A 22,162-nucleotide genomic window follows, 5' to 3' on the forward strand; every position below is an offset into this window, starting at 1 on the left:
CGGGACCGTCGAATACACGGACACCGGCGGCGACGGTCGTCGCCCGGCTCGTCACGGCGTTCCTGGACCGCCTCGGGCCAGGAACGCCTCGACGGTCCCGGTGAACTGCCGCGGGTCGTCGAGCCACGGGAAGTGGCCGGCGGCCGGCTGGACGGCCACTTCGGCCCGGGGGAACAACTCCGCGATGTCTGCGGCGACACGGGGGAGCGGACCACTGTCCCGTTCGCCCGCGAGGAGCAGGACTCTGGCGTCCGACGCGGCGATGGCGGCACGGGTCGCGGCAGGGTCGAACGCGCCGGAGGACGCGTAACGGTCCGCGGCTTCGTCATTGCTCTGCCTCACCTCGGCTGCGGCGTGTGCCTGAGCGGCGGTGTCCCAGCGGCCGTAGAAGAACGGGCTGATGGCATCCCGGTCGGCGTCGGTGGCGGAACCGGCCCAGACCCGTTCGTAGGCGTCGTGCGCGGCCTCGAACCACGGCTCGGCGGTGCGCAGGGCGGCGGCCTCCCGCCGGTGTTCTTCCGTGAAGTCGACACCGAGGGCGCGGGCCCGGGCGGTGATCAGGGTGAGAGTGCGGATGCGCCGCGGGTGTTGGGCCGCATGGAGGATGGCCAGGTCGCCGGCTGCCGAGTGCGCGAGAACGTCGACGCGTTCCAGACCGAGATGGTCGCGGAAGGCCTCGACATCGACGACCTGCCGGTCGCAGCGGTACGAGGCCGGGTCGACGGGGACACCGGAGCCGCCGGTGCCGCGCAGGTCGAGCATGATCAGGCGGCGCAGCTTCGACAGCCCGCCGAGATCGCCGAGGTACGCGGACGCGCGCATGGGTCCACCGGGCAGACAGAGCAGCGGTTCGCCCTCCCCGACGACGTGATAGGCGAGTTCTGTCCCGTCGGGGGCGGCGAAAGTGGGCATGGCCCCATCCTCATCGCCGCGCGACGCCCGAGGCAAGCGGTTCGGCGTCGATGCGGAGCGCCGCGCAGGTGGGCGCCGGCGAGTTCGCGAAGCCTGGTCCCGTCTCCTCGCCCTGGAGCGTACGTCCGCTCGGTGCCAGGTCCCGTTCGGGGACACCCCGTTGGCGCCGCCACAGGGTGGGTGACGGCGCCACGGTGTACTGCCGGCCGAGCCGCTGGGGTCACCAGCCGCTGACGGTCCAGGTGAACGTGGTGCTGCCGCTGGGGCCGTTGGCCTCGGTGGCGGTGACGGTGGAGCGGTAGGTGCCGGCGGTGATGGGAGTGCCGGTGATCCGGCCGGTGGCGGCATCGATCGTCAGACCCGCGGGCAGACCGGCCGCGGCGAAGGCGAGCGGATGTCCGTCACTCGCCTTCGCCTGGACCGGGACCGGGAAGATCCAGAAACCGGCCCAGCTCGACTGGTTGCCGGGGTTGGTCACCGTGACGCTGCCGGACCCGGGCGGAGTGACGGTCCAGGTGAACGTGGCGCTGCCGCTGGGGCCGTTGGTCTCGGTGGCGGTGACGGTGGAGCGATAGGTGCCCGCGGTGGTGGGCGTACCGGTGATCCGGCCCGTTGCGGCGTCGATGGCCAGACCGGCCGGCAGACCGGAGCCGGAGTACCGCAGGGTGGTGCCGGGCGAGCTGTCGGTGGCCGTGATCTGGAGGGTGACGGCGGTGCCGGTGGCGGTCGACTGATCACCGGGGTTGGTCACGGTGACGGTGTGTCCCGGGGTGCCCGCGACGACGAGCCGGACCCCGAGGTCGCTGAGGGCGTTGGAAACCGGGTAGAAGCTGCTGATGGTGTCGCTGCCGCCGCTGACGAGTCCGAGCGCGGCCGAACCGTCGTACAGGCCGCCGCCGCTGTCCCCGGACTGAGTGATGTTTCCGGTCTGGATGAGGTGGTTGACGACGACGCCGTTGTCGTACGTGACGGTCTGGTCGACGGCCTTGACCGTGCCGCAGGTGACGCCCGACGTGGCTCCCTTCTTGCAGACCTGCTCGCCGACCCGGGCCGTGCCGACACCGGTGAAGGCGCCCGGATCCGGGGCGAGGGCGTTGGTCACCAGGCTGGCGTCGGTGCCGTTGGGGCCGACCTTGGACGTGGTGCCGATGAACTGGCCGTCCGGGGTCTGCCAGCCGTTGGCCGCCTTGCAGTGCCCGGCGGTGAGGACGAAGTTGTCGGTGCCGTTGGTGACGTTGAAACCTATGGAGCACCAGCTGCCGGAATTGCCGACCACCTGGAGCTTGTCCCCGGTCGCGGTGCTCTGCTGCACCATGCGACCGGACGTGTGCTCCACGCGTACGAGGTTCCCGAGCGCGGCTGCCGTGTCCAGCAGCCGCGGCAGGCGTGGGCCGGCCGCGGCGTCGCTGACGGTGAGGACGACCTGCCCGGCCGAGGCGTCGATGCCCCACGAGGTGTTGGGTACGGCGGGCAGCGCGTCCAGCGCCCGCTTCGCGGCGGTGACCTGCTCGGACTGCTGCGGCGCCGGGTGGCCGATGGGTGACGCCGAAACGGTGGGGGCGGCGATCAGGACGAGGGATCCGGCCAGCAGGGTGCCGGCCAAAGTACCGGCGCCCAGGGTGTGTTGACGGAATTTCACTGAGGTTGGCCTCTCACATGGGGGTTGGTCCGGCCATGCTGGCCGCTCGGTGCGAGCGGGCCTATCAGGGGAATCCCTCGTTCTGAGGAACGGCCGCCGGTCGGCGGCGGGACGGGCGGACCGTGCGTCGGCCGCCGTCGTGACGAGGGTTTTCCCTGCGCGCTGGGCGAGGCGGATCGGCAGGCTGAGCGGTGTCGCCGCAGTGGCGGTCGATGCGGTGGAGGGGGGCAGATGGATCTGCGAGGGATAGTGGACGAGGCGCACGACGGGGCTGTCCGGCTGGTCGGAACGGGGCGGCAGGCACAGAGCATTCCGCTGCTGGGCGAGGTGCCGCTGGACCGGCTGGGGGTGGCGCTGGCCACGGTGGACGGCCAGGTGATCGGTGCCGGTGACTGCCGGGAACCGTTCTCCGTGCAGAGTCTCTCCAAGCTGTTCTCGTTGGCCCTGGTCCTCGCTCATGAGGGCGAGAGCCTCTGGAAACGGGTCCGCCGGCAGCCGTCCAGTCTGCGCTACGACGCGCTGGTCCAACTCGACGTGGATCACGGGGTGCCGCGCAACCCGTTCGTCAATGCCGGAGCCCTCGTTGTGGTCGACCGGCTGATGGCGGCGCGAGGGACGGGATCGGCCGCCGCCGTGCTGGAACTCCTCCGTACGGAATCCGGCAACCCCGCGATCCGGATCGACGGGCGGCTCGCCGCATCGGAACGGGGTGCCAGCCATCGCAATGCCGCCGCGGCGCTGTTGATGGCCTCGCACGGCAGACTGGAGCACGAGGTGACCGAACTGCTCGACCGGTACATCGACCAGTGCGCCATCGCCGCGTCCTGTGTCGATCTGGCGCAGGCGGGTCTGTTCCTGGCGCGGGGCGGCGTGCTCGGCTCCGGCAGGGCTCTGCTGTCGGAGCGCGAGGTGCGCCGGCTCAACGCCGTGGTGCTGACCTGCGGGACGTACGAGGCCGCAGGGGATGTGGCCTGCCAGGTGGGGGCTCCCGTCAAGAGCGGGATCGGCGGCGGCGTCATGGCGGTGTTCCCGGGACACGGCACGCTGTGCGCGTGGTCACCGGGTCTGGACGAGGCGGGCAACTCCGTCGCCGGCCTGGCCGTTCTGGAGGAGGTCGCCGATGCCACCGGCTGGTCCGTCTTCTGAGGACTCCGGCACGATCCCGCCGCCCGAACCGGCGGACGTCCCCGACGCGTACGCGGGTCTGCCGTCCGCGGTGGCGGAGCTCCGGGCCCGTGACCGTGGCTGGAACGTCGTGAGGATCCTCCCCGCCGGAGCGAGCGTCACCATGGAGCGGCAGGCCGGCCGGCTCAACTTCGAGGTCCGGGACGGTGTCGTACGACGCTGCTGGGCGGGCTGAACGGGTGGGCCGAACGCCTGGACCGAACGGGCGGCGCCGCGCTGGTCAGGTGCGCAGGGCCGCGGCCAGCTGGGTGCGGGAGCGGATGCCGAGTTTGCGGTAGACACGGCTGAGGGTCGATTCGACGGTCTTGACGGAGACGAAGAGGGTCGCCGCGGCGTCATGGTTGGTCAGCCCCTGAACGACGAGGAGGACGAGCCGGTGCTCGGCCTCCGTCAGTGGCGGGGGAGTCGCGCCCGGGACGGCGCGGGTCCCTTCCAGGCGGGCCAGCAGGCTCCCGGTCAACGCGGTCCACGGCCGCGCCTGAGCCTGCTGGAACAGCTCCGTCGCGTTCCTCCATGCGGTGCGCGCCGCGGCCGGCCGGCGGCGGGCGCGTTCGAGCAGGCCCAGTGCCACCCGGGCCCGCCCCTCTTCGAGCGGCAGTCGCAGGCACCCGAACCGTTCCGCGGCCTCGTGCAGCATCGCGGCCGCGGAGTCGCAGTCGCCGCGACGAGCGGCGCAATGGGCCTTCGCCCGTTGCAGGGCCGCGAACACTCCGGTGTCCGGATACGCGGCGGTGATCCGGGTGGCCTCGGCCGCGCGCCCGTCCGCCTCGTCGAGCCGTCCGGTGGCAGCCAGCGCCTCGACCAGTTCCGGCTGCCATCGCAGGATCCGCGGGTCGGCCACCTGCTGTTGCCGCTCCAGGGCGGCCACCCGCTCCAGCGTGCGCGTCGCCTCGGCGGTACTGCCGGTGATCAGCTGAACCGTACCGAGCGCGAGAAGGCTCCGGGACGCGAAGATCATGTCGTGTTCCTCGTGCGAGGTCCGTGCCGCGCGTACCGCGAGTTCGGCGGCCCGGGTGAAGCTGCCCCCGGCCGTCTCCGCGAGCGCGGCGGTGTACCAGACCGGGCCCGGGGACAGCCCGGAAGCCACGCATACCGCACGCGCCCGGTCGCTCCACTGCAGGGCCTGCGCGCAGGAGCCGGACCGGGCGTCGACCTCGGCCAGGCTGCGCAGCACCTCCTCCAGATCCGCCGCGTCGCCCTGCCGTTCAGCGACCCCGAGCAACTCCAGCAGCTGCGTTCTCGCCTCCGGCAGCCGGTCGTCGAAGACCGCATGACGGGCTGCCAGGTACTGCGGGCTGAAGCGCACACCCACGAGATCGACGGGGACGTCCAGGGCGAGCGCGTCACTCAGGGTGCGCTCGGCGGCGGGATCGTCGAGGATGCGCTCCATCCGGGCCCGCATCGTCAGCGCGACGGCCTCGGTCGCCGGATCGCGGCCCCTGCGTCCCAGTTCCGCGGCGCGCGCGGCGGCGGCGCGCGCCTTGTCCGGCCGTCCCTCGCACACGTTCGCCTTCACCGAGACGCGCATTTCCACCGCGGCCATCAGGGACGGATGCCCGTCGGCGGTGCTGGCCGCCTGGGACAGCACCTGGTCCAGCTCCTCCATCGCCTGACCCGCGGAGTCCACGACCGCCAGCAGCGCCGCGATCAACTCGGCCGGGCTGCCCCGGTTCACCCGGACCGCCGCGGCCACCTTCCCGGCCAGGTCGCTGCGCCCGGCGGCCGCGGCGTCGGTCGTCGCCGCGGCCAGCCGCGCCAGCCGGTAGGCCCGGTCGGACGGTGGGGTCCGCCGAGCGGCGAGGAGTTCCAGCTCCCCGGCCCAGGACCGCTGGCCCGCGCGACGGGCGTCGGCGGCCGCGGCCTCGATCTCGGTGGCCAGACCGGCGTCGAAGGTGTCCGCGGCCAGAGCGCGGTGCCAGATCGCCTCCACCGGGTCCTCGACCGCCCGGGCCAGCGCCTTGTGGGCGGCGCATCGCCGGCCGTCCCGCTCCTGTGACAGCACGGCGTCACGCAGCACGCTGCCGCGAAAGACGATGGAGCCGTCCGGCCCATGGGTCACGATTCCTGCCGCGGCGGCGAGCGCCAGATGCGCGTCCGCCCGCTCGCCCCCGGCACGCCGCAGGATGGCGGACGACGGGTCGACGGCCAGCGCCGCCATCAGCAGGGTGGCGGCGACCGGCTCCGGCAGGGCGGCCAGCCACGGTGCGGCCGCGTGCGACGCGGAGGCCGCACCGACCGGTGCCGGACCGGGCGGCGCGTCCCGCAGTTCCCGTGCGACCGCGAGGGCCAGGCCGGGATTGCCGCCGGACATCGCGTGCACCCGGGCTGCCCAGCGGGCGGGGAGTGCGTGACGTTCCAGAAGGTGCGCCACCTGGTCGACGTCGAGTGCCACGAGCTCGTACGGGACCGCTCCCGGTCCGCACACCCCCGAAGCCTGCGGCGGTGTCGCGCAGCGCCGGGTCACGGCGACCCGCAGGGTGCCGTGCGGCAGCGAGTGCAGGGCATGGGTCAGGGCCTGGGCGCTGTCGTGATCCATCCACTGGGCGTCGTCGATCAGGAGGAACGTCCCGGACATCCGGGCCAGCACGTGCGCCAGCGCGAGGCGGACCGCCACCGGATCCATACCGCGCCGCGGGACGGCACGGCGGCGCAGCAGCATGTCGACCGCCAGACGGAGCGGCCCGGTGGGGAGCGGGAGGCCCAGCGGGTCGAGTGCGCGGAGGAGGTCGGTGACTACCCCGTACGGGACGGGGGCGTCGTCCTCCCGCAGACGCAGTCGCAGGGTCCTGGCACCGCGCCCGGCGGCCGAGTCCGCGAGGGCGTCCAGCGACACCGTACGACCCGAACCCCGCACGCCCCACAAGACGGCGGGAGTCCCCACTGCCAGCCCGGCCTCCACCTGAGCCATGACCGGCCCGAGGCCCACCGGACCGTGAAGCGTCATGTCACACAGCCTTCCTCCCGAACCCGAACCCGGCCCCTGGCCCCCTGACCTGCCGGCCGTCGGTGCGTCGGCATCCCTGCGCGGCGGCGCCAGTCTCGGCCCGCTGCCGGTGCGCGTCAAGGAGTCGGACCGCGGGGGACGCGCCGAGGCAAGAACGAGGGTTTTCCCTGCTCCGGGCCGACAGGAGGCCGCCCTACAGAGCGTCGGGGTCGCAGTTGCTCCGGCGGACGCCGATCGCCCGCAGGGCGTTCACGACGTCGGACGGCTCCGAGCCGCGCAGCAGGTGGACGGAACCCTTCACGGCCAGGTGGTGGGCGGGTTCCACGCCGGTGAGGTGGGCGGCGACGATCACGACCGCCGGTGGCGGACTCAGGGTGCGCAGCTCCTGGCACAGGGCGAGCGGGTCGATGCCGTCGAGCCGGGCATCGATGATCACGACATCGGTCAGCAGGGTCCGCGCCAGCGCCAGCACGGTGGCGTCGTCCGTCCCGTGCGCGATGACGCGGAAGTGCCGGTTGGCGTGGATCGCCGAGCGCATGTCGCTGGACGTGTCGCTGTCGTGCTCCATGAGCAGTACCGTCATCACGGTCTCATGGTGCGTCACCCGGCGGCCGAGCGCGCGGAGTGGAGCCGCGCAACGCCGTTCGGCCGCACCTGACGGCCGTCCGGCGGCGAGCGCCGCGAAGGGCCGGCAGCACACTCACCGGACCCCGCGACCAGGGGACCCGCGGGGACCACCGGCCCCCGCGACCACCGCGATCAGAAGTTGATCATGTGCCCCGCCAGGCCGTGGACGGCCTCCTTGACCGCCTCGCCCAGCGTCGGGTGCGCGTGCACGTTGCGCGCCACCTCGTGGACCGTCAGGTCCCACTGCTGCGCCAGGGTCAGCTCCGGCAGCAGTTCGGTGACTTCGGGGCCGATCAGGTGCGCGCCGAGCAGCTCGCCGTGGGTCCGGTCGCTGATCACCTTCACGAAGCCGACCGGGTCGCCGAGACCGTGGGCCTTGCCGTTCGCGGTGAAGGGGAACTTCACCACGTTGACGTCGAAGCCCTTCTCCCGGGCCTGGGCCTCGGTCCAGCCGAAGCTGGCGATCTGCGGCTGGCAGTAGGTGGCCCGCGGAATCATGGTGAAGTCGAGTTCCATGGTCTCGGCATCAGCGATGGTCTCGGCCGCGATCACCGCCATCGACTCCGCCGCGTGCGCCAGCATCAGCTTCGCGGTGACGTCGCCGATCGCGAAGATCTGCGGCACGTTCGTGCGGCCGCGGGCGTCCACGTCGATCGCGCCGCGCTCGGTCAGCCGCACACCGGTGGCCTCCAGGCCGTAGCCGGTGACGCGCGGCGCGAAGCCGATCGCCTGCAGGACCTTGTCGGCCTCCAGGATCTGCTGCTGTCCGTCGCGGGTGACGGTGACCCGCACCTTGGCCGCCGGGTCGCTGTCGTCGATGGACTCGACACGGGTGGACGTCAGGATCTCGATGCCCAGCCGCCGGTAGCGCTTGGCGAGCTCGGCGGAGATCTCGGCGTCCTCCAGCGGCACGACCCGGTCGAGGAACTCGACGATCGTGACCTTCACCCCGTAGTTGTGCAGCACATACGCGAACTCGACGCCGATCGCGCCCGCCCCGGCGATGACGATGCTCTCCGGAAGCGTGTCGGTGAGGATCTGCTCCTCGTACGTCACGACCCGGTCGCTCAGCGAGGTGCCCGGCAGCAGTCGCGTCGTGGCCCCGGTCGCGACGATGCAGTGATCGAACGTCACCGTCTCGGTCCCGCCTGCCCGCAGCGCCACCTGCAGCGTGCGGTCGTCGACGAAGGTGCCCCGGCCGTCGTACTCGGTGATGCCGTTCTTCTTCATCAGGTAGTGCACGCCGGCGACGCGGCCGTCGGCGACCTTCCGGCTGCGCAGGTACGCCTCCCGGTAGTCGAAGCTGACCTTGCCCTCGACCTTGATGCCGAAGGTCTTCGCCTCATGGGTGAAGATGTGCGCCAGTTCGGCGTTGCGCAGCAGCGCCTTCGACGGGATACAACCGACGTTGAGGCACACCCCGCCCCAGTACTTCTCCTCGATGACCGCCGCGCGCAGTCCGAGCTGGGTCGCGCGGACGGCGGCGGTGTATCCGCCCGGACCGGCGCCGAGGACCACGACGTCAAAATGTGTACTCATGATCCACACCCTAGACATCCGGGACCCGGTCCGAGCGGGCATCCGGGCAAGCGTGCCGTCTCTCACACGGGTCCGCCCGGGCCCCCGCGCGCCCGCCGGCCGAGGCCTGGGGAGGGCTGCGATGTCCCGCTGACAGGCGCTAACTCCGTATTGGCCGCGGTTTTACCGATTGGTGGTACATCATTCGGCGCTGAACCCTACGCTGGCCCCAAGCCCTCCAGCCGGCCTCGCTGACAGCGGTTCGCGCCAGGGGGGCTGGGGAGGGGGCAGAACATGCAGTGGGGGGCCTACTCGGACGACCGGCCGTCGCCGTCACAGGACCGGTAGGCGAGCGGACATGGGTATCTTCGCCGCGCGTGCCACCAAACGACTCATCGAGTCCGACCTCGCACCGACGGGCAACTGGCTGGAACCGCCGTCCGACTGGCCCGCTGTCGACCGGGCCGATCTGCTCACGCTGGCGGCACTCCACACACTGACGCAGATCGACGTCGAGGACGCCACCTCCACCTGGGCCGCCGCGGGCGGCAAGGTCAACGTGGGCGAGGTGGCGGGCAAGAGCCTGCGGTCCCTGCTCCGCGTCGAGGGCGGGATCGAGGGCGGCTGCAGGTTCGTGCTGGGCGCGGTCGACCCGGTCGGTGGGTTCGCCCGCGACTGGTCGCTCCAGGCCACCCCCGAGGCGGCGGGCGTGCGGCTCACCGTGCCCTCCTGCCGCACCAGGGAGGACACCCTGGTCAACGCCGACCTGTTCGCCTGGGTCCGCTCCGCTCACGCGCAGACGCTCTCCGACGGCCCGCCGCTGCGCCTCACGGACGGGCCGCCCCGGCTCGACGGCCTGGTCGAGTCGCAGCCCCTGCGGGCGCCGACCGTCTTCCACGACGCCTCGCCCTTCGCCGACGACTACGTGATGCCGCTGCCGAGCGCGTTCAGGGACGGTGTCCGCATCCTCGTCCCGGCGACGGAGCGGGAACCGCTCGTGGCACTGCTGCACGCGTGCGGGCTGCCCGTCGCCTCCGGGCCGGGCACGGACCAGGGCCTCTGCGTCGTGGACCTGGACGGGGGCCGTCCAGGACCGGCCGCCCGGCTGCGCCTGGTCGGCGGCCTTCCGGGCACGGACAGCGACGAACTCGTCATCGAACTCCCGCAGGAATCGGAGCTGGGCCGCCAGCGCACCTTCCGTGCCATGGTCTGCCTGCTGTGGCGCATCGCGGACCGCGGCCACGCCGTGTGCCCGCAGACGGTGCGGACCCTCGCCGGGTTTCTCGAGGACTGCGGCGTCGACCGCTCCGATCCCGATCGCCAGGCCGTGTTCCGGCCCACCTGGAAGCCGGACCTGCCCCTCGGCGTGGTTCCGCTGCGACCGGGCACCTCGCTGCCGGTCGCGCTCTGCGTCCGCGGTCACGGGGATTCGCTGATGGATTGCCTGGCAGCGGCCCAGACCTGGCTGGTGGTCAGGGAACGCACCTGGACCCGCGGGATGCGGGCGGCCTCCCGCCAGAACAACAGGATCTACTCGATGCGCCGGCCGGCGTTCCTCACCCGGGACGGGAACCGGCTGCCGTATCTGCGGTACGCCCACACGGGTGTCGCTGATGTGGAGACCGCGGTGCTGACCGGCGCGGACACGATGTGGTTCTGGGAGTGCGTCCTCAAGTCCTCCGTGGGTGCGGACGGCGTGCGCGAGAGCGTCCTGATGGTCGACGGGCTGAGCCAGACCGACGGCGTTCTGGGCTACGGGGCGGAACTGCTGCGGCTGCTCGGCGCGTTCGCCCGACTGGTCCGATCCGTGGAACCCGCCGCCGAGATCCGGACCATCACCCTGGAGCTGTGAGCCGCATCCCGGACCGCCGGCCGTGTGCACGCCGCTCGGACCGGGCTACCGCAGCACGTGCACCGCGGCCGAGAAGACGGCGGGCAGGCGGGAGGCGGCCGGGACGACCAGCCGCGCGGTGCGCGGGTGGCGGCCCGCCGTCAGCAGCGCACCGGTCAGGAGACGGTGGCGCCGTGTCAGCCGCGCCCACGCCGCCTCGTACGCTTCCGGCCGGCCGCCGACCAGACTCCGCACCGCTGCCTCGGCGCTCCGCAGACCCAGCGCGATGCCCTCACCGGTGAGCGCGTCGGTGTAGCCCGCGGCGTCACCGACGAGCAGAATGCGGCCGGCCACCCGGCGGCGTACCCGCTGGCGCAGCGGCCCGGCGCCGCGTACCGCGGTCGCGGTCGCGTCGCGCAGCCGCGCCGCCAGCGCAGGAAAGGCGGCGAGGTGGTCGTCGTAGCCACGCCGGCTACGGCTCAGGACGGCCACGCCCACCAGGTCGTCGGCGACGGGCGTCACGTAGGCCTCGCCGTGGGCCGACCAGTGCACCTCGACGAAATCCGTCCACGGCTCCACCCGGTAGTGCCGGCGCAGCCCGTAGCGTCCCTCCGCGCGGTCCGGAAGGGCCAGCCCCAGGCCGCGGCGTACGGGGGAGTGCAGTCCGTCGGCGGCGATCAGCCACCGTGCCGTCATCCCCGCGGCGACCACGCGGTCCGCCGACTGGCGCACCTCGGAGACCTTGCCGGTCACCATCTCCACCCCGAGATCCCGGGCGCGTTGATGCAGTGCCGCGTGGAGGGTGGTGCGGCGGATCCCGAGCCCGGTGCCGCCGCGGAAGGCGGCCTCGGCCCGGCGGGTGGCGTCGAGGTAGCGGATACCGCGCAGTTCACGGCCGGCGACGTCGATGCCCAGCGTCCGCAAGGCGGCGACACCGCCCGGCATGACGCCTTCCCCGCATGCCTTGTCCACGGGAGCGGACCGGGGTTCCACGACGACGGCCCGCATCCCGGCGAGGGCGGCGTGCATGGCGGCGGCCAGCCCGGCCGGACCCCCGCCGGCCACCAGGACGTCGATCACGTCGTCGCGTCCAGACCGGCGGCGGATCCCGGCGCCCCGGCCGGCGCCGGTGGTCCGGCGGCGCCGGTCAGGGCCGCGTTCTCACAGCGCACACGCACGGCCAGCAGCGCGGCGTTCAGGGCGGTGAAGGCGACCGCGGTGACCCAGGCGGTGTGCACCAGGGGCAGTGCCAGGCCTTCGGCCACGACGGCGACGTAGTTGGGGTGGCCGAGCCACCGGTAGGGGCCGCCGGACACCAACGGCATCCCGGGAATGACGATCACGCGGGTGTTCCAGCGCGGCCCCAGGGTGCGGATGCACCACCACCGAAGGCCCTGAGCCGCCCCCACCACGGCCAGCATCGGCCATCCCAGGGCGGGTACGAAGGGGCGGTCGGCGAGCCCCGCCTCGATCAGGCACCCGGCGAGCAGCGCGGTGTGCAGGGCGACCATGGCCGGGTAGTGACCCTGGCCGGCCACGACCGCTCCGCGGGACAGGCTCCACCGCTCGTTGCGCCGGGCGACGACGAGTTCGGCGACCCGCTCGGCGGCGACCGCCGCCACCAACAGTGCGTACCAGATCATGCAGTCCTCCGACCTACCAGCGCAGCAGCACCAGTTCGCAGCAGAAACCGGGCCCCATCGCCAACAGCAGCCCCGGGGCACCCGCCGGCGGGCGGCGCTCCGCCCAGGTGTCGCGCAGCACGTGCAGGACCGACGACGAGGAGAGGTTTCCGACGGCGGCCAGATGCCGCCATGTCACGTCCAGCGCCCCGTCCCGCAGTTCGAGGCTCTCCGAGACTGCCTCCAGAACGCGGGGCCCGCCCGGATGGCAGACCCAGGTGGCCACGTCCTTCGGTTTGAGACCGTGCTCGCCCAGGAACTCCTTGACGTCGTCGGCGAGGTGGCGGCGCACCACGTCGGGGACGGCGGGATCCAGTACGACCTTGAAACCGGAGTTGGTGATGTTCCAGCCCATGACCTGTTCGGTGTCGGGGTACAGCCGGCTGCGTGTCGCCACGATCGTCGGCCCCGACGGTACGGGCGCCCCGGCGGACGGCTCGGCGGCGCGCGCGGCGCCGCAGGCCACGACCGCGGCCGCGCCGTCGCCGAACAGGGCCGTGGCCACCAGGTTGGCCATCGAGTCGTCGTTGCGCTGGAAGGTGAGCGAGCACAGCTCGACCGACAGCAGCACCGCCACGTGGTCCGGCCGTCCGAGCAGGTAGTCGTGCACCCGGGCCAGTCCGGCGGCTCCCCCCACGCAGCCGAGACCGAACAGCGGCATGCGCTTGACGTCCTCGCGCAGTCCGAGCCGTCCGACGAGCCGCGCGTCGATCGACGGGGTGGCGATCCCGGTGACCGAGGTGAACATCAGGAGATCGACGTCGGAGGGGACCAGCCCCGCCGCGCGCAGCGCCCCGCGGATCACCTGGGAGCCGAGGGTGGTGGCCCCGGCGATGAAGGCGTCGTTGGCGGCTCCGAAGCCGTCGAGTTCCGCGTACCGGTCGAGCGGCAGCGTCATATGGCGCGAACGGACCCGGGAGCCCTGATGGAGCCGGTCCAGCACCCGGCGGTCGGCGCTCGGGGGCAGACAGGTGCGCGCCACTATGTCCGTGATCTCGGCCTGCTCGTGACGATGGGGCGCCAGGGCGCCGTGAACGGCTGCGATACGGGTCATGGGACTCCCGACGTGGGGGCGGGGCCTGCTCGGGAACTTCGCCCGGGACAGGCATTCAACACCCGGTGATCGCCCGGACACGCTGCGACACGACCAGAGGTGCCTAGGATCGGCCCGTGGCCATCCCCGAGCAGCCGATCGCCGATGCCCCGTCCGCCCGACCAGGCGGCGGTCGAGCCGGACTGACGTGGTCCCGGGCGTGGTCCCGGGTGCGGGCCCTGGCGCGGGCTCTGGTGGGGTCCTGCCACCCCGGGCCCACGGCGGCCGTCACGGTGCTGGTGACCGTGCTGGCCTGGGCCGCGGGCCACAGTGCCGTGCGCACCGCGCTGATCGCCGCGGCCGTCCTGACCGGCCAGTCGTCGGTGGGCTGGTGCAACGACGCGTTCGATGCGCGCCGTGACATCGCCGCCGGCCGCCGCGACAAGCCGATCGCGGCCGGCGCGGTCGGCGTCAGGACGGTGTGGACGGCCGCGTGGTGCGCCCTGGCCCTGTGCGTGCCGCTGTCGCTCGCCGTCGGTCCGCTCGCGGGGGCCGTCCACCTGGCCGGGGTCGCCGCGGCCTGGGCCTACGACCTGCGCCTCAAGTCGACGGCCTGGTCCTGGCTGCCCTACGCGGCGGGCTTCGCGAGCCTGCCGGCCTTCGTGGCCCTGAGCCTGCCGGGGCACCCGTGGCCGGCCTGGTGGCTCGCCTGCGCGGGAGCGCTGTTGGGTGTCGGCGCCCATCTGGGCGATGTCCTGCCGGACATCAGCGGCGACCTCGCGGCCGGAGTACGGGGATGGCCGCAGCGACTGGGCGCCTCGGCCACCCGCCTGCTGCTCCCGCTGCCCCTGGTGGCCGCGACCGCCCTCCTGGTCCTCGGACCGCCCGGTCCACCCGGCACCCGGAGTGCGGCGGCACTTCTCGCCGCCGTACTCGTCGCCGTCACCGGATCAGTGGTGGGCCGTCAGTGGGAGCGGGCCGCCTTCGCCGCCGCCGTCATGGTGGCGGCGCTGGACGTGGCCCTGCTCGTCGGCCGCGGCGCGGCGATCACCTGACCGGGACCTCCGCGGGGGAGCTCCGCCGGGCGAGCGCGCGGCCCCCGACCGCGATGACGAGTGCGACGGCGATCAGTGCCGCCGCCACCGCGAACGTGATCCGCATACCGGTGGCTACGGCGTCGGGAGCCGCTGTGGTGATGTCGTTCGTCGCCGCCGCGAGGGCGAACACGGCGCCCATGACGGATGCGCCGGTGATGAGACCGAGGTTGCGCGAGAGATTGAGCATGCCGGAGATGACGCCTCGGCGGTCCGGCGGGACGTCCGTCATGACGGCGGTGTTGTTGGCCGTCTGGAACACCGCGTAGCCGGCGGTGATGACCACGATGGGCGCGAGGTAGCCGGCGATGCCGAGGCTCGCCGGTGTGAGGGACAGCACCAACGAACCGGCCGTCATGGCGACCAGCCCGAGGACGGTCATGCGCTGGGCGCCGAAACGGTCCGCGATGCGACCGGCGGGCACTCCGGTCAGCGCGGCGACCAGCGGACCGACGGACAGGACCAGTCCGACCAGCGCCTCATGGAGCCCGAGCGCGCGGGCGAGATAGAACGGCCCGACCACCAGCGTGGCCATCATGACCGTCGAGACGAGCGTGCTCATCGCGAGACTCGCGCTCAGCGCGGGATCGCGGAACATCGTCAGACGGATCAACGGTGACGCCGCTCTGCTCTCCGCGCGTACGAAGAGACCGACACCGACGGCGGCGGCCACCAGCAGACCCACGTTGAGCGAACCGAAGCTGCCGCGCCCCATGGTCATGGCGAGCGCATAGGCCGCGAGTGTCAGCGCGAGCAGGAGCGTGCCCACACGGTCGAAGGCGGCGCGGTCGGTCCCGGGTCTCTGCCGGTCGACGGGCAGGTGACGGTGGGCGAGGAAGAGGGCCAGGAGGCCCAGCGGCGCGTTGACGAGGAAGATCGCCCGCCAGCCGGGTCCTGCGATCAGAGCGCCGCCCAGGGACGGGCCGAGGGCGGTGCCGACCGCGGACATCGTTCCGAGCAGCCCCATGGCGCTGCCGGTGCGTGCCTTCGGCACCGTCTCACCGACGAACGCCATGGTGAGCGCCATCATGATGGCCGCTCCGAGGCCCTGCGCCGCCCGGGCGGCGATCAGCGACCAGAGCGTGGGCGCGAGACCGCACAGCACCGAGGCTGCCGTGAACAGGAGGATCCCGCCCAGGAGCAGCCGCCGCCGGCCGATGAGGTCACCGAGCCGGCCGACACTGACGATCACGGTGGTGATGGCCAGGAGATACGCGAGGACGATCCACTGGACCTGCTGGAACGAGGCGGTGAACGCCTCCGCCAGCGTCGGCAGGGCCACATTGGCGACGCTGGTGCCGAGTGAGGACAGCAGCATGGACAGCGAGAGGCCGGCGAGCGCCCACCGGACCGACGGCGTCGGCACCGTGGGTCCCGCCGCCGCGTCCTGTCCCGCACTGATGATTTTCACGGTGAACTCCGTTTCCTGGTGACCCGCGAACTCGCGCACTCGGTGGGTCCGGCAAGGTCATGGCCAGGAGCGTGCCTCTGCCGGGAGCGTAGCGGCAACTCTTGTTGCCAATTCCGGGACGGTGGGATGGAATGCCCGCATGGACACCCCACCGCCCCACCAAGCGGTCCTCGACGAGGTCGCCCCCCGGCTCCGACGGCTGCGCGCCGAGCACGGCCTGACGCTGGCCGCGCTCTCCGAGGCGACCGGCATCTCCAAGAGCACCCTTTCCCGGCTGGAGTCCGGACAGCGCCGCCCCAGCCTGGAACTGCTGCTGCCGCTCGCCGGCGCCTACCGCGTGGCGCTGGACGAGCTGGTCGGCGCCCCCGAAGTGGGTGATCCGCGGGTGCGGCTGACCCCGCGCGCCCTGCCGAACGGGGGTACGTCCGTAGCCCTGTCCCGGAGTCCTGGCCGACTCCAGGCGTACAAGATGGTCATCCCCGACCGGGGTGCCGAGCCGGTGCTGCGGACGCACGAGGGCTATGAGTGGCTGTACGTGCTGGAGGGCCGGCTGCGGCTCGTCCTCGCCGAGCACGATCTGGTCCTCGGCCCCGGCGAGGTCGCCGAGTGGGACACCCGGCTGCCCCACTGGTTCGGCAGCGCGGACGGGCGGCCCGTGGAGATCCTCAGCCTCTTCGGGAGGCAGGGGGAGCGCATGCACGTCCGCGCGAAGCCCAGCGCCTGACGGGACGACACCAGGTGCCGCCCTAAAGCGTGTTGCAGATCTCCGCGTATGGGCAGGTCAGGGCCTTGTTTGCGGAGGCTTTGGTCATGCGGCGAGGGCCAGGTTGTGCATGTGGGCTACGGCTTGGACAGCGTGGTGGAGGCCGTCGCCGTGCTGTCGGCAGTCGCGGAGGATCTTGTAGTTCTTCATACGGGCGAAGGTGTGCTCGACGCGGGCGCGGACTTTGCGGTGCTCGGCATTGTCCGTTTCCTCGCCCGGCAGTAGCGCCCGGCCCGGGCGTTTGCGGTGCGGGACGACGAGTCCGGTGTTGATGTACGCGCCGTCGCCGAGCACCGTCACACCCGTGCAGTGGGCGGACAGACCTGACTCCCGCCAGACCCGGGCATCGGCCCGGTTGCCGGGAACCGGACGGGCCGCGGCCACCACCAGCCTCGTGTCCGCATCGATGATGACCTGCACGTTCGCCGAGAACCGATAGTTTCGCGATGAGGCGGCCACTGTTCGGTCGCGGACCGGGATCAGGGTGCCGTCCACGATCCACAACCGGTCCACGGCCTCGTCCCGGCGGGCTATCGGCTCCAGCGCGAGCTGCGGGCCCAGCCGCTGGATGACTCGGCACACGGTGGCCGGCGAGACCCCGAACAGCGGCGCCAACTGCCGCATCGTGAGGTTCGTCCGGTAGTACACCGCGACCAGCAGCACCCGCTCGCCCAGGGGCAGACACCACGGCCGACCGATCCGCGGCCCATCGCCGCCCCGCTCCCGCACCACCCGCAACAGACCATCAAACTGCCGCATCCGCAGCCCCGTGAACGTCTCCACCCACACCCGCTCGACCCTCAACACCCCAGCCATACACCGGATATTCCCAGATCACAGCCTTCTGCAACACGCTTTAGGCCCTGTCTTCAAACTGGCGCCTGCCCGGCGGCGCCTGGCACGTACGCTCGCTGCGTTGTCGGGCCCGCCCCAGTACGTCCAGTACAGGGGCGACCCTCCGCCTTGCGATCGCACGCACCAGACGCCGCCGGGCCCGCCCTGCGGGCGGACGCCGCCAGTTTGAAGACAGGGCCTAGGTCGTGTCTTCGGCGGGGGAGCACGTCCCGATGCCCGGATGGCCCACGGCCGGGGCGCGGATGCGGCTCCTGGCGCGGAGAGTGGAGACGTATGTCCGTAGCCGTTCGAGCGCAGCCACCCACCTGGAGACAGCGATGACGTGCATCAACCGACGGGACCTCGGTCTGCTCACCCTCCGGGTCGGCACCGGGGCGGTGCTGATGGCCCACGGGACGCAGAAGCTGTTCGGCTGGTTCGGTGGTGGGGGCCTGACCGGGACCGCGGCCGCGATGGAGCACATGGGGTTCACGCCAGGCCGGGAGAGCGCGCTCGCCGCCGGTATCGGTGAGGCGGGCGGTGGAGCGCTGCTGGCACTGGGCCTGGGCACCCCCGTCGCCGGGGCGGCAGCGGCGGGCGCCATGGCAGGGGCAGTGGCGGTCCACGCGCCGGCCGGATTCTTCGCCCAGGGCGGCGGTTTCGAATACCCCGCGTTCCTCGGGTTCACCGCGGCCACGGTCGGTATCGCGGGGGCGGGCCGTTACGCCCTGGACCACGCCACCGGCCACCGTTTCGACCGGCCGTGGGTGGTCGCGGTGGCCTTCGTCGGCAGTGCGCTGATGGCCGCCGCCGTCGTCACGAAGCGGGCCAACGCGCAGGCGGCCGAGGACGACGAGGAGGAGGGCTTCGGACCGGACGAGGACGGCACGTCATGACGGGAAACCGATGTGCACATGGTCGTGATGCGTGTCGTCGGAGAAGAACTGATTCGACGTCATACCACCCGTCAGCAGCACCGGGCCGCCGACGTTGTACGAGCCGGCCGCCGCTGCGGCCCGCATGAACGCGGTGATCAGTGCGCGTGGGGTGGCCGGGTCGACGACCGGGTGGCCGTCGATGCGCCAGACGTCGAAGGCCCTGCCGACCGGATGGTCGCTGGGGCGGCTGGTGCCGAACACGTCCAGCGGATGCCCGGACCGCACCACGCTCACCGACATCCGGTAGGTGTCGGCCAGCCGCAACATCGCCTGGAGCACGCTCTCGTGCACGGTGCCGCTCCGGATGTCGGCGGCCGCAGCGGGCGGCAGCTCGATGGCCGAGCGAGCCAGCACCGCGCGTGTCGACGCGGTCGGCGACGGGGCGGCAGGCTCGGAGACCGCCGGATGCAGCGCGGTGACGCTCCAGCCGGAGCCCGTCCGGCTCAGCCGCACGTCCACCGTGGTGCCGCCGTCGATGACGGCTCCGGTGCCGTTCCTGCTCCATTGACGGCACACCACGAGGACGCTCGCGGTGTCGGTCAGCAGGCCGCCGTACTGTGCGTCGATCACCTGCAGCCGCGCTTCGTCCCCCGGTCCCAGCAGGGAGCCGGCCTGCGACGCGAGGTGGCCGGCGAGCGCGGCGGGAATGCCGAGCGCGGCGGCCCGCGCCGCGGCCCGGCGCTCTCCGGCCTGCCCGGCCCGCCACGATCCGAGCGCCTCGATGAGCGTGACGGCACTCCGCTTGGCCGCGGGCTCGATCTCGCCGGCACCCGGCCGCCACGGCGCGGTCGCGGGAAGCGTCGTGCTGGGCCGGGCGGACGTCGCGGTGGACGACGTGGGTGCGGCGGTCGCGGTGGTCGAGGTGGCTGACGTGGACGCGGCCGTGGTGGACGCCGTCTGCGGCCCGGTGGTACCCGAGGTGCCGGTGGACGACGGCGCCTTCGTGCCGTTCGAGCACCCCGTCGCCCAGATCAGTACGGACGATGCGCCCCACAGCAGCGACCGGCGGCCGACAGGACCGGTGGCGGCGGGGTGGGCGGGAGGCGCGGCCATTTGCAGCTCCTCGGACGAGGCGGCGTCAGGGCGCGACCAGTATCCGCCCGAGGAGGCTCAGCAGCGGGTTGCCACGGCGCAGGTCAGGCGGTGAGGCGCGGATTGCGCGGGTAGGCGCTGAAGGCGTCGGCCCGCAGCGGCGCCCGGCCGGTCACGAGGTGGCGCGGGGTGAAGTGCACCCGGCGTCCGGTCCCGCCGTCGTCGCCGGGAGCACCGGGTTCCGCCCACCGGACTTCGGCGGAGCCGGACAGGTGCAGCGTGGCGCCGGTGGCGAAATCCACGAACAGCAGGGCGGCGGTGTCGTCGACGGCGAGGTTGCCGAGGCTGTTGAACATGTTGTTGCCGGGGTAGTCCGGCCACCACAGGCCGTCGGGCCGGACGCGGACGAAGCCGGGCGAGCCACCGCGGTGGGAGGCGTCCGCGCCGCGGGTCGGATGGGTGGTTCCCAGGAAGAACGTGTCGGCCCGTTCGATCAGCCGCATGTCGTCGGCGTCCAGGGTCGTGTGCCGACCGTCGGTGCCCGCCCCCGCCACGGAGCGCGCTCCGTGTCCGGGCTCAAGGCGGCGCTGCTGGATGTACTGCGGGCAGTTGCCGTACGCCTGGTCGACCGACACCGTGAAGCCGGTGTCGTCGAGGGCGTCCAGGGTGCCGTTGACGCGCAGTCTGCGACGGGTCGCGAAGTCGATCGCGACGAGGCCGACCTGCTGCGCGGGCGCCGGCCCCGGTGCGGCCAGCGGATCGCCCGGCGCGGGCAGGGCGTGGACGCGGAGGGTCGTGTCGTGGCCGTCGAGAAAACCCGGGGCGCCGCGCAGAGGGGAGGTCCACAGCGTCCCGTCGTGGTCCCGGGCGGTGAGGACGGCCAGGTCACGCGCCTCCAGGAAGCGGCTCGCACCCCCGGTGAGGTCCGGCGGCGCGAGCATGCCCGACAGCCGGGCGGCCGCGCCGAGCGATCCGGCGCGGCGCTGCACGGCGAGTTCTCCGTCGTGGAATCCGGTGGGGGTGGTCGTGGGGGCTGTCCTGGCGGCTTCGCCGGTCTGCGGGAGCTGGGACATCGTGAACGCCTTCCGTGGGAGCACTCACTTTTACTAACGGATGGAGAAACCCCTATCCATTAGTACAATGCCACGGATGCCGGCTCAGGGCAAATGGTTGGATGGACTTGTATCCGTTAGATCGGCTGAGATGGGGCGGGCCGGTCGGCTGCCCGGTCAGGACCACGAGGGAGGCCGGTTCGACGGCGGCGGAGACGCGCAGCGGCTGCCGGGTGCGCTTCATGGTCATGCTCCTGTGGTGGAACCGGGGCGGACGATCATCAGGACGGTCACCGCGGCCCACAGCAGGTTGAAGATCCCGGTGAGCATCGCCAGCCGCGCTGTCGCGCCGCGCTCGACGGGTGGTGACCCCTCGTCGAGCTGGGTCAGCAGGGCCTCCTGGCGCGGCAGAACCAGGAGCGCCAGGACTCCGGCGGCCACCGCTGTGAGCACGATGGAAACGATGAGCCAGGTGTCACCGAGGACACCGAGGCTGCTGGCGGTGGCGAACCCGAAGACCGGGACCGCCAGCGCGATCACGGCGTACACGCGGCAGATGCGGTGTAGCAGCCGGACTGTCGCGATGGACGACGCGTCCGGGCCCGCCGCCTGGGCGCGGCGGGCCGCGGCGGGCAGCATGCTGGCGGCGACGGTCACCGGACCGATCGCGACGATGGCGGCCGGCCTGGACGTGTGCCTGTACATGATCCGCCGCGACCTGGGTTCCGCCGTGGCGGCCGACGCCGCCCGGCTGGCGGTCGTGCCGCTGGAACGGGAAGGCGGTCAGGCCCGGTTCATCGTCCACGAGCAGCCGCCCGTACCGCGGGGATCACTCCTGGAACCGGTGCTGTCCTGGATCGAGGACAACCTCGGACAGTACATCACCCTGGAGGCCATGGCCGCGTGCGGTGGGATGAGCGAGCGGACCTTCAGCCGGCGGTTCCGGGAGCAGACCGGCACCACGCCGCTGCAGTGGCTGCTGCGGGCGCGGGTGCGCCGGGCGCAGTTCCTGCTGGAGACCACCGACTACGCGGTGGAGCGGATCGCGACGCAAGCGGGTTTCGGGTCACCTACCGCGTTCCGCGAGCGATTCAAACGGGTCGTCGGAGTGACTCCGTACGGCTACCGGTCCTCGTTCCGCCGTTCCGCCGCCTGAGCGGACGCCGACGTCGCGGGTGCACGGCAGGGGCCGGTCGGGGCGGGGGAGCCGGACCAGGAGCGTCTTCCCCTGCTCGTCGGTGTCGGTGTGCGTGTGGGTACTGCCGAGGGCCTCCGCCGCGAGCTCCGCCACCAGCCGCAGTCCCCAGCCGCCGCTTCCGTCCGCATGCGGTTCGGGAGTCGGGCGGGGGCAGTGCGGGTGGCGGTCGTGCACGGCGACGATGAGACTGCGCGGGCCGAGCGCCAGGATGATGTCGGCGGTCGGGGACCGGTGCGCCGTGTGCTGAACGCTGTTGGTGAGCAGTTCGGTCAGGATGAACAGGGCCGTCTCCACCACCGGGTGCTCCACATCCAGATCCCACGTCGCGAAGTGCGCCCGGGCGCGGCGCCGGGCGGTGGGCACCGACACCGCGACGGTGGGCACGGTGAAGATGTGTTGGCGGAGCTGGGACTGGATGGAGACCGGCACAGCGCGGATCCTTCCGGTGGGGCGGCATCGAACCCGGGTT

20 protein-coding genes and 1 pseudogene are annotated in these 22,162 nt (G+C 72.7%); 7 read left to right on the forward strand and 14 right to left on the reverse strand.

Annotated features, from left to right (window positions below):
- Positions 1–51: 51 nt before the first annotated feature.
- Positions 52–912 (reverse strand): alpha/beta fold hydrolase, encoded by an 861-nt coding sequence (locus tag LNW73_RS32915; protein ID WP_250992489.1) that lies wholly within the window; start codon positions 910–912, stop codon positions 52–54.
- Between the two features lie 220 nt (positions 913–1,132).
- Positions 1,133–2,551 carry a putative Ig domain-containing protein gene (locus tag LNW73_RS32920; RefSeq protein WP_250992490.1) on the reverse strand — a complete coding sequence of 473 codons (1,419 nt, stop codon included), beginning with the start codon at positions 2,549–2,551 and terminating at the stop codon, positions 1,133–1,135.
- A gap of 231 nt (positions 2,552–2,782) precedes the next feature.
- Between LNW73_RS32920 and glsA the strand changes: the two genes are divergently transcribed.
- On the forward strand, positions 2,783–3,697 hold the full coding sequence (gene glsA, locus LNW73_RS32925) for a glutaminase A (RefSeq protein WP_250992491.1): 915 nt from the start codon (positions 2,783–2,785) through the stop codon (positions 3,695–3,697).
- On the forward strand, positions 3,672–3,911 hold the full coding sequence (locus tag LNW73_RS32930; protein WP_250974028.1) for a proteinase inhibitor I78: 240 nt from the start codon (positions 3,672–3,674) through the stop codon (positions 3,909–3,911). The genes glsA and LNW73_RS32930 overlap by 26 nt, the downstream gene beginning before the upstream one ends.
- Positions 3,912–3,956: 45 nt before the next feature.
- Here LNW73_RS32930 and LNW73_RS32935 read toward each other — a convergent pair whose 3' ends face one another.
- From LNW73_RS32935 to lpdA, 3 genes are all read right to left on the reverse strand, one after another.
- Positions 3,957–6,680 (reverse strand): helix-turn-helix transcriptional regulator, encoded by a 2,724-nt coding sequence (locus LNW73_RS32935; RefSeq protein WP_250992492.1) that lies wholly within the window; start codon positions 6,678–6,680, stop codon positions 3,957–3,959.
- A gap of 193 nt (positions 6,681–6,873) precedes the next feature.
- On the reverse strand, positions 6,874–7,263 hold the full coding sequence (locus tag LNW73_RS32940) for a response regulator (RefSeq protein WP_250992493.1): 390 nt from the start codon (positions 7,261–7,263) through the stop codon (positions 6,874–6,876).
- A gap of 176 nt (positions 7,264–7,439) precedes the next feature.
- A complete protein-coding gene (lpdA, locus tag LNW73_RS32945) occupies positions 7,440–8,846 on the reverse strand; it encodes a dihydrolipoyl dehydrogenase (protein WP_250992494.1) in 1,407 nt (468 codons plus the stop codon).
- A gap of 337 nt (positions 8,847–9,183) precedes the next feature.
- Here lpdA and LNW73_RS32950 point away from each other — a divergent pair, with 337 nt between their 5' ends.
- Positions 9,184–10,677, forward strand: a complete 1,494-nt coding sequence (locus LNW73_RS32950; RefSeq protein WP_250992495.1) for a hypothetical protein — start codon at positions 9,184–9,186, stop codon at positions 10,675–10,677.
- A 45-nt stretch (positions 10,678–10,722) separates the two neighbouring features.
- Here the strand turns inward: LNW73_RS32950 and LNW73_RS32955 are convergent, their stop codons facing one another.
- From LNW73_RS32955 to LNW73_RS32965, 3 genes are read right to left on the reverse strand one after another with little or no spacing between them, the layout of a single operon-like run.
- Entirely contained in the window at positions 10,723–11,736 is a 1,014-nt protein-coding gene (locus LNW73_RS32955; RefSeq protein ID WP_250992496.1) for an NAD(P)/FAD-dependent oxidoreductase, read from the reverse strand.
- Positions 11,733–12,299, reverse strand: coding sequence for an isoprenylcysteine carboxyl methyltransferase family protein (locus LNW73_RS32960; protein ID WP_250992497.1), 567 nt, complete (start codon positions 12,297–12,299; stop codon positions 11,733–11,735). Before LNW73_RS32960 ends, LNW73_RS32955 begins: the two co-directional genes overlap by 4 nt.
- A 13-nt stretch (positions 12,300–12,312) precedes the next feature.
- Positions 12,313–13,392: a type III polyketide synthase gene (locus tag LNW73_RS32965; protein ID WP_250974021.1), complete on the reverse strand. Its 1,080-nt coding sequence runs from the start codon at positions 13,390–13,392 to the stop codon at positions 12,313–12,315.
- 116 nt (positions 13,393–13,508) lie between these two features.
- Here LNW73_RS32965 and LNW73_RS32970 point away from each other — a divergent pair, with 116 nt between their 5' ends.
- Positions 13,509–14,426 carry a UbiA family prenyltransferase gene (locus LNW73_RS32970; protein ID WP_374118243.1) on the forward strand — a complete coding sequence of 306 codons (918 nt, stop codon included), beginning with the start codon at positions 13,509–13,511 and terminating at the stop codon, positions 14,424–14,426.
- Here LNW73_RS32970 and LNW73_RS32975 read toward each other — a convergent pair.
- Positions 14,419–15,876, reverse strand: a complete 1,458-nt coding sequence (locus tag LNW73_RS32975; RefSeq protein WP_250992498.1) for an MFS transporter — start codon at positions 15,874–15,876, stop codon at positions 14,419–14,421. The genes LNW73_RS32970 and LNW73_RS32975 overlap by 8 nt on opposite strands.
- Positions 15,877–16,015: 139 nt before the next feature.
- Between LNW73_RS32975 and LNW73_RS32980 the strand changes: the two genes are divergently transcribed.
- Complete coding sequence (locus tag LNW73_RS32980; protein ID WP_250974019.1) at positions 16,016–16,600, forward strand: helix-turn-helix domain-containing protein; 585 nt, start codon at positions 16,016–16,018, stop codon at positions 16,598–16,600.
- A gap of 84 nt (positions 16,601–16,684) precedes the next feature.
- On the opposite strand, the gene LNW73_RS32985 is transcribed toward LNW73_RS32980, so the two are convergent.
- Positions 16,685–17,455, reverse strand: coding sequence for a transposase family protein (locus tag LNW73_RS32985; RefSeq protein WP_250988700.1), 771 nt, complete (start codon positions 17,453–17,455; stop codon positions 16,685–16,687).
- Between the two features lie 356 nt (positions 17,456–17,811).
- Between LNW73_RS32985 and LNW73_RS32990 the strand changes: the two genes are divergently transcribed.
- The gene (locus tag LNW73_RS32990) at positions 17,812–18,369 is read left to right on the forward strand and encodes a DoxX family protein (protein ID WP_250974018.1); all 558 of its coding nucleotides are present in this window, start codon (positions 17,812–17,814) and stop codon (positions 18,367–18,369) included.
- Here LNW73_RS32990 and LNW73_RS32995 read toward each other — a convergent pair.
- From LNW73_RS32995 to LNW73_RS33005, 3 genes are all read right to left on the reverse strand, one after another.
- Positions 18,364–19,464 carry a hypothetical protein gene (locus tag LNW73_RS32995; protein WP_250992499.1) on the reverse strand — a complete coding sequence of 367 codons (1,101 nt, stop codon included), beginning with the start codon at positions 19,462–19,464 and terminating at the stop codon, positions 18,364–18,366. The two genes, LNW73_RS32990 and LNW73_RS32995, sit on opposite strands and share 6 nt — an antisense overlap.
- Before the next feature lie 83 nt (positions 19,465–19,547).
- Positions 19,548–20,516, reverse strand: coding sequence for a pyridoxamine 5'-phosphate oxidase family protein (locus LNW73_RS33000; RefSeq protein ID WP_250992500.1), 969 nt, complete (start codon positions 20,514–20,516; stop codon positions 19,548–19,550).
- Between the two features lie 225 nt (positions 20,517–20,741).
- Positions 20,742–21,200, reverse strand: a complete 459-nt coding sequence (locus LNW73_RS33005) for a hypothetical protein (RefSeq protein ID WP_250992501.1) — start codon at positions 21,198–21,200, stop codon at positions 20,742–20,744.
- Here LNW73_RS33005 and LNW73_RS33010 point away from each other — a divergent pair.
- A pseudogene (locus LNW73_RS33010) lies at positions 21,163–21,651 on the forward strand (GlxA family transcriptional regulator); the annotation flags it as partial. The gene LNW73_RS33005 and the pseudogene LNW73_RS33010 overlap by 38 nt on opposite strands.
- Here the strand turns inward: LNW73_RS33010 and LNW73_RS33015 are convergent.
- Positions 21,562–22,122: an ATP-binding protein gene (locus tag LNW73_RS33015; protein ID WP_250992502.1), complete on the reverse strand. Its 561-nt coding sequence runs from the start codon at positions 22,120–22,122 to the stop codon at positions 21,562–21,564. The pseudogene LNW73_RS33010 and the gene LNW73_RS33015 sit on opposite strands and share 90 nt — an antisense overlap.
- Positions 22,123–22,162: the final 40 nt, after the last annotated feature.

This window comes from Streptomyces sp. RKAG337, from assembly GCF_023701715.1.
Taxonomy (GTDB): domain Bacteria; phylum Actinomycetota; class Actinomycetes; order Streptomycetales; family Streptomycetaceae; genus Actinacidiphila.